The sequence below is a fragment of the Streptomyces olivaceus genome (genome assembly GCF_000721235.1).
Taxonomy (GTDB): domain Bacteria; phylum Actinomycetota; class Actinomycetes; order Streptomycetales; family Streptomycetaceae; genus Streptomyces; species Streptomyces olivaceus.
Genome location: NZ_JOFH01000163.1, coordinates 1 through 293 on the forward strand (window position 1 = coordinate 1; position 293 = coordinate 293).

Annotated in this window: 1 protein-coding gene; it reads right to left on the reverse strand. The window is 68.6% G+C overall.

What is annotated here, in order from left to right:
- Window positions 1-293: acyltransferase domain-containing protein (locus IG94_RS39545; RefSeq protein WP_043485789.1), on the reverse strand; the 293-nt coding region annotated here is incomplete at both ends.

A 293-nucleotide genomic window follows, 5' to 3' on the forward strand; every position in this document is an offset into this window, starting at 1 on the left:
CCGGCGAGTTCCGCGGCGATCGCCCGACTGCGCAACGCCACCACCCGCGCACCATCCTCCAGACTCAACGCACCCGCCACCACCGCAGCCGCAATCTCACCCTGCGAATGACCCACCACCGCAGCCGGCCGCACCCCGAACCACTCCCACACCCGAGCCAACGACACCATCACCGCCCACAACGCAGGCTGCACCACCTCCACCCGACCCAACGCCACCCCATCACCCAACGCCTCCAACAACGGAACATCCACAAACGGCTCCAACGCCGCCGCACACTCCCCCAACCGCTC